At 51.5% G+C, this 6319-nt stretch carries 7 protein-coding genes and 1 pseudogene; all 8 read left to right on the forward strand.

The features are described from left to right. Positions 1-1479: VirB4-like conjugal transfer ATPase, CD1110 family (locus PGY33_RS14080; protein ID WP_270479177.1), on the forward strand; the 1479-nt coding region annotated here is incomplete at its 5' end. Next, positions 1479-1859 carry a DUF3851 domain-containing protein gene (locus PGY33_RS14085; RefSeq protein WP_432764246.1) on the forward strand — a complete coding sequence of 127 codons (381 nt, stop codon included), beginning with the start codon at positions 1479-1481 and terminating at the stop codon, positions 1857-1859. The genes PGY33_RS14080 and PGY33_RS14085, both read left to right, overlap by 1 nt. Further along, positions 1852-3588 carry a C40 family peptidase gene (locus PGY33_RS14090; RefSeq protein ID WP_270479178.1) on the forward strand — a complete coding sequence of 579 codons (1737 nt, stop codon included), beginning with the start codon at positions 1852-1854 and terminating at the stop codon, positions 3586-3588. Before PGY33_RS14085 ends, PGY33_RS14090 begins: the two co-directional genes overlap by 8 nt. 29 nt (positions 3589-3617) lie before the next feature. Then, complete coding sequence (locus PGY33_RS14095; RefSeq protein ID WP_006777886.1) at positions 3618-3869, forward strand: DUF4315 family protein; 252 nt, start codon at positions 3618-3620, stop codon at positions 3867-3869. Further along, entirely contained in the window at positions 3859-4620 is a 762-nt protein-coding gene (locus PGY33_RS14100) for a DUF4366 domain-containing protein (RefSeq protein WP_270479180.1), read from the forward strand. Before PGY33_RS14095 ends, PGY33_RS14100 begins: the two co-directional genes overlap by 11 nt. Next, positions 4617-4811, forward strand: a complete 195-nt coding sequence (locus PGY33_RS14105) for a hypothetical protein (protein WP_025491749.1) — start codon at positions 4617-4619, stop codon at positions 4809-4811. The genes PGY33_RS14100 and PGY33_RS14105 overlap by 4 nt, the downstream gene beginning before the upstream one ends. Next, positions 4808-5491 carry a conjugal transfer protein TraG gene (locus PGY33_RS14110; protein ID WP_270479181.1) on the forward strand — a complete coding sequence of 228 codons (684 nt, stop codon included), beginning with the start codon at positions 4808-4810 and terminating at the stop codon, positions 5489-5491. Before PGY33_RS14105 ends, PGY33_RS14110 begins: the two co-directional genes overlap by 4 nt. Beyond that, positions 5478-6278: pseudogene (locus tag PGY33_RS14115) on the forward strand (DNA topoisomerase); the annotation flags it as partial. The gene PGY33_RS14110 and the pseudogene PGY33_RS14115, both read left to right, overlap by 14 nt. Positions 6279-6319: the final 41 nt, after the last annotated feature.

The following is a 6319-nucleotide window of genomic DNA, read 5'->3' on the forward strand; positions in this document are numbered from 1 at the left end:
AAGCTGGAGATAACTTCAAAGGCTTACCTATCGCTATTTCCATCTGACCTTGCTACCTACGGCAGTGAAGCGAAAAAACTCTTGCAGGATTTGCAGAGCCGCAACGAGAGAATGTTCCTTTTGACCTTTCTGGTGCTGAACACAGCGGACAATCCCCGTCAGCTTGGCAACAACATCTTTCAGGCAGGCTCTATTGCCCAGAAGTATAACTGTCAGCTGACCAGGCTGGACTTCCAACAGGAAGAAGGGCTGATGAGCTGTCTGCCTCTGGGTCTCAATCAGATTGAGATTCAGCGAGGACTGACCACCAGTTCCACAGCTATCTTTGTGCCCTTTACTACGCAGGAACTGTTCCAGAACGGGAAAGAAGCTCTGTACTACGGCATCAATGCTCTGTCCAACAACCTCATCATGGTGGACAGAAAGCTGCTGAAAAACCCCAACGGCCTGATTCTGGGTACGCCGGGTTCCGGTAAGTCCTTCAGCGCAAAACGAGAAATTGCCAACTGCTTTTTGCTTACCAGTGATGATGTCATTATCTGTGATCCGGAAGCGGAGTACGCACCTCTTGTTGAGCGTCTGCATGGGCAGGTCATCAAGATCTCACCTACTTCAACCAACTATATCAATCCGATGGATCTGAATCTGGACTATTCGGATGATGAAAGCCCGCTGTCACTCAAGTCTGACTTTATCCTCAGCTTGTGTGAGCTGATCGTGGGCGGTAAGGAGGGCTTGCAGCCGGTGCAGAAAACCATTATTGACCGTTGTGTACGGTTGGTTTACAACGAATATCTCAATGACCCAAAGCCGGAGAATATGCCGATTTTGGAGGACCTTTATAACCTGTTGCGGGAGCAGGAAGAAAAAGAAGCTCAGTACATTGCAACGGCATTGGAAATCTATGTAACGGGTTCTTTGAATGTGTTCAATCATCAGAGCAATGTGGACATTGATAACCGGATTGTCTGCTATGACATCAAGGAACTGGGCAAGCAGCTTAAAAAAATCGGTATGCTGGTGGTTCAGGATCAGGTATGGAACCGCGTTACCATCAACCGTGCCGCCCACAAGTCCACCCGTTACTACATCGACGAGATGCACCTGCTTTTGAAGGAGGAGCAGACCGCCGCCTATACGGTGGAAATCTGGAAGCGATTCAGAAAATGGGGCGGTATTCCGACAGGTATCACCCAGAATGTCAAAGACCTTTTGAGCAGCCGCGAGGTGGAAAATATCTTTGAAAATTCCGACTTCGTGTATATGCTCAACCAGGCAGGCGGAGACCGTCAGATCCTCGCCAAGCAGTTGGGTATTTCCACACACCAATTATCTTATGTGACCCACTCCGGTGAGGGCGAGGGCCTGCTGTTTTATGGCTCTACAATCCTGCCTTTCGTGGATCACTTCCCGAAGAATACCGAGCTTTACCGCATTATGACCACCAAACCTCAAGAATTGAAAAAGGAGGATGAATGATGATGAACCCCAACATTTTTAATAAAAATCCGCTGATGTTTTTTGACAGAGCGGTAAATGCTCAGCGTAGCCAGCTGCTTACGGTCATGGCTGATGCGGTAAGTGAGTGCCGCACGGCGGCAGATCAGGCAGCCGAACTGAATGAGACCGGTCAGGTGGGGCTGCTCCGTCTGGCAGAGGTCTGGAGCACCATCCGTGCCAAGGAAGGTATGGGTGGTCTGGTTCTGGAAGGAACCGAAGCGAAAATCCTGTCCGATGTGGTGGCACAGTTTTATGCCTACCTGTCCGGCTGTATGTTCAACGATCCGGTGGGAATGGCCATTTATGCAGAGCTGCACTACATGATGTCCTCCCTCATGCTGGGAGAATGGTTTGAATAAAGAGCCGCGCCTGCGCTTTACTGATGAGGAACGGTCTGATCCTGCACTGGAAAAGCCGATCCGTAAAGCGGAGAAAGCTGCGGCCAGAGCAGATAAGGCGCAGGCCAATATCCCAAAGAAAAAGGTCAGGCAGACGGTCATCGACCCGGATACCGGAAAAAAGACCTCGAAGCTGACCTTTGAGGACAAGAAAAAGCCACCCTCCAAACTTTCTCAAGGGGTCAAGGAAGCTCCCGTCCATCTGGTTGCGGGCAAGCTCCACAAAGAGATCCGGGAAACAGAACAGGACAATGTGGGCGTGGAAAGCGCCCACAAGTCCGAGGAAGCGGTGGAGACCGGCGCTTATCTGGTGCGGGAGGGCTATCGCAGCCACAAGCTGAAGCCGTACCGCAAAGCAGCACAGGCAGAGCGCCAACTGGAAAAGACAAATGTAAATGTTCTGTACCAGAAATCTTTGCGGGAAAATCCTCAGTTTGCCAGCAATCCGCTTTCCCGCTGGCAGCAAAAGCAGGCCATCAAAAAGCAGTATGCCGCCGCCAAACACGCCGGTCAGACTGCCGGAAATACCGCCCAGGCTGCATCCAAAACCGGAAAAGCCGCAAGGACGGTAAAAGAAAAGGTACAGCAGGCAGGGGCATTCGTCATGCGCCACAAGAAGGGTTTCCTGATGGCAGGGGTTTTGTTCCTCATTACCTGTATGCTGATGAATACCATGTCCTCCTGCTCCATGATGGCGCAGAGCATCGGTTCCGTTCTCTCCGGCACCACCTATCCGTCGGATGACCCGGAAATGCTGGCGGTGGAGGCAGATTATGCAGCCAGAGAAGCCCAGTTGCAGGAGGAAATCGACAACATTGAAAGCAGTCACCCAGGGTATGACGAGTATCGCTATGACCTTGGTATGATCGGCCATGACCCTCATGAGCTGGCAGCATTTCTCTCTGCCGTCTTGCAAGGCTACACCCGGCAGAGCGTTCAGGCAGAGCTGGCGCGTGTGTTTGCAGCACAGTATCAGCTGACGCTTACTGAGGAAGTGGAGATTCGCTACCGCACGGAGACCTCAACCGACCCGGAGACCGGCGAGACCACCTCAGAAGAAGTTCCCTATGAGTATTACATTTTGAATGTGAAACTCGCCAGCAAGCCCATTTCCGCTGTGGCGTCGGAACTTCTGACCCCGGAGCAGATGAAAATGTATCAGGTTTACCGGCAGACCATGGGCAATAAGCCGCTGTTGTTTGGCGGCGGCTCCCCTGATACCAGCGGTTCGGAAGATCTGTCCGGTGTGCAGTTCATTAACGGTACCCGCCCCGGCAATCCTCAGCTGGTGGAACTGGCCAAGCGTCAGGTGGGCAATGTGGGCGGTTATCCCTACTGGAGCTGGTACGGCTTTGACTCCCGTGTGGAATGGTGCGCCTGCTTCGTATCCTGGTGCTATAACCAGGCAGGAAAAAGTGAACCGCGCTTTGCAGGCTGTGAGTGGCAGGGCGTTCCGTGGTTCCAGTCTCATGGACAATGGGGTGCAAGAGGCTATAACAATCTGGCTCCCGGAGATGCAATTTTCTTTGACTGGGATTTGGATGGGACAGCAGACCATGTGGGTATCGTGATCGGTACGGATGGCAGCCGTGTTTATACCGTGGAGGGAAATTCCGGCGATGCCTGCAAGATCAAAAGTTATGACCTGAATTATCAAAGCATTAAGGGCTATGGCCTGATGAACTGGTAACAGAGATTTTTAAGAAGGAGTGATAGACGATGGCAAAGAACAAAATTGAGCGCATTGACCAGGAGATTACAAAGGTCCGTGAGAAGATCGCAGAGTATCAGGAAAAGCTCAAGGCGCTGGAAGCACAGAAAACCGAGGCAGAAAATCTGGAGATCGTCCAGATGGTGCGCGCCCTGCGTATGACCCCGACCCAGTTGAGCGCCATGCTGTCCGGTGGCACAGTTCCCGGCAGTTTGGCTGATGACAATAACGAACAGGAGGAAAACAGCTATGAGGAATAAACGATTGCTCCGAACACTTTCCGCCCTTTGCCTGACAATGGTTGTGGCATTTGGCTTTACGATCCCTGCTTTTGCACAGGGGTCAGAACAGGCTCCGGCGGCATCGGCAGAGGATTCTACCAATGATAGCAACGTGATTGTGGAAGAAACAGAACCAGCACCGGCACTTACACCGGAGGGGAATGCGGCACTGGTGGATGATTTTGGAGGCAATAAGCAGCTTATTACTGTTACGACCAAAGCTGGAAATTACTTTTACATCCTGATTGACAGGGCGAATGAGGATAAAAAGACTGCTGTTCACTTTCTGAACCAGGTGGATGAAGCGGATTTGATGGCACTGATGGAAGATGAAAATGTCAAAGAGGAGCCGGCTGCTGTGTGTAGCTGTTCAACAAAATGTGAAGCAGGGGCAGTCAATACGGCCTGCCCGGTCTGCGCAACTGATAAGAGTAAATGTACGGGCAAAGCACCGGAACCTCCGGCAGAAACATCGGAGCCGGAAAAAGAGAAGCCTGCCGGACTGAACCCGGCTGCGATAGTCCTTTTGCTGGCTCTGCTGGGCGGCGGTGGCGTATTTGCCTATTTGAAGCTTGTTAAGAACAAGCCTAAGACCAAGGGCAATGACAGTCTGGACGATTATGATTATGGCGAGGAAGATTCCGAGGAATGGGAAACCGAGGATGAGGAGTCGGACGAACCGGACGCTGATGGGGGCAGCACAGAAGATGATGAGGACAGTGTGAAATGACCCGTTTCACAGACAGTCCCTATGAACGAATGATGACACGCAGGCCGGAGGGCGGGAAGGAAACTTCCCGTCCTCCTTCTTTACCCCACAGCCACCCCTGCTATGGTTGCGGGAATTATGGAAGTCCCTGCGTAGGTATCTGCCATCGTGAGATGGAACGCTGGCTCAAAGAAAGGAAACGAAAAAAATGAGTGTTCTGATTATATTTATCAAGCTGATTGCTGTTTTTGACCTGCTGGTAATTGCTGTGTATTTTGGCGGCGACATTCTTTCTACCATGTTAAACAAACTTCGGAGAAAGCCAAAGCAAGATGACCCCTTTGATTTCTCCTTAGATACCGTGACAGTTTCATTGTCCATAGATTCTATCCGTCAGCTTTGTTCCGACGATGCGGCAGATTTTGTGGAAGAAAAGATCCTGCCAAATGCGGAGAAAACAATGGCCGTGCTGACGGAACAAGAACAGACGGCGGCTCGTCTGCTCTTATCCGCTTTGATCGGTTTTCTTGCAGCAGAAGCTCCTATGGATGAACAGAGCTTTCCTTTGATGATGGAACTTCTGAACTGCATGGAAGGGGAAAAAGAAGATGGTTGTCAGGATGCAGTAGATAGTTTACTTGAAGATGCCGCCTGCAATACCCGCCGTCACGAAGAATATTACAGCAATTATCAACGCTACCAGCTGATGCAGGTGGATAAACCCCGTGTCATTTTGGCTTGCCGTATCATCATCAATGACCTGCTGGGGAAACTTTACCGCTATGACTACCGGTTTGGTTATAACCTGCTACTGGATGAGGAAAACAGCATAGAGAAAAAACTGCACACGCCTGTGCGGGAAGAATGGGAGGCTGAAGATGATGAGATATAAACTGGTAATCGCTGAAAAACCATCGGTTGCACAAAGTCTGGCCGCCGTGATCGGCGCGACTGCTCGTAAGGACGGGTATCTGGAAGGCAGCGGCTGGCGTGTCAGCTGGTGCGTGGGTCATCTGGCCGGTCTTGCGGATGCAGACAGCTATGACCCCAAGTACGCCAAGTGGCGATATGATGACCTGCCTATTCTGCCGGAGCATTGGCAAATGGTGGTGGGAAAGGATAAGAAAAAGCAGTTTGATATTCTCAAAAAGCTGATGAACGCCCCGGATGTGATGGAAGTGGTAAATGCCTGTGATGCCGGACGCGAGGGTGAGCTGATCTTCCGCAGCGTCTATGAGCTGGCAGGCTGCCAAAAGCCGATGAAAAGGCTCTGGATTTCTTCGATGGAGGACTCCGCCATAAGGGAGGGCTTTGCAAACCTGCGCCCAGGTGTAGATTATGATGGACTTCGGGATGCTGCTCTCTGCCGTGCCAAGGCCGACTGGCTGGTAGGGATCAATGCCACAAGGCTTTTTTCCGTGCTGTACCACCGCACCCTCAGCATCGGGCGCGTGATGTCTCCAACGCTGGCGCTCATTGTCCAGCGAGAGGCTGAGATCGACACCTTTAAGCCGGTTCCCTTTTATACCGTGGCGCTGGAGCTGCCCGGTCTTACCGTATCCGGGGAGCGCATGAGTGACCGAGCAAGCGCAGAGCAGCTGAAAGAAGCCTGTCAGGGTGCAGCTGTCACAATTAAAAAAGTGGAGTGCAAGGAAAAGTCCGAAAAGCCGCCTGCCCTCTTGAAGTGACCCCAAAAAGTTAGACAATATTTTGAAGTAAA

The organism is Butyricicoccus sp. AF18-9LB (assembly GCF_027684505.1).
GTDB lineage: Bacteria > Bacillota > Clostridia > Oscillospirales > Butyricicoccaceae > Agathobaculum > Agathobaculum butyriciproducens.

Bases quoted from the DNA above. Each gene is read 5' to 3' on its own strand.
- PGY33_RS14085 (WP_432764246.1), top strand. From the start codon at position 1,479: ATGATGAACCCCAACATTTTTAATAAAAATCCGCTGATGTTTTTTGAC.
- PGY33_RS14095 (WP_006777886.1), top strand. From the start codon at position 3,618: ATGGCAAAGAACAAAATTGAGCGCATTGACCAGGAGATTACAAAGGTC.
- PGY33_RS14100 (WP_270479180.1), top strand. From the start codon at position 3,859: ATGAGGAATAAACGATTGCTCCGAACACTTTCCGCCCTTTGCCTGACA.
- PGY33_RS14105 (WP_025491749.1), top strand. From the start codon at position 4,617: ATGACCCGTTTCACAGACAGTCCCTATGAACGAATGATGACACGCAGG.
- PGY33_RS14110 (WP_270479181.1), top strand. From the start codon at position 4,808: ATGAGTGTTCTGATTATATTTATCAAGCTGATTGCTGTTTTTGACCTG.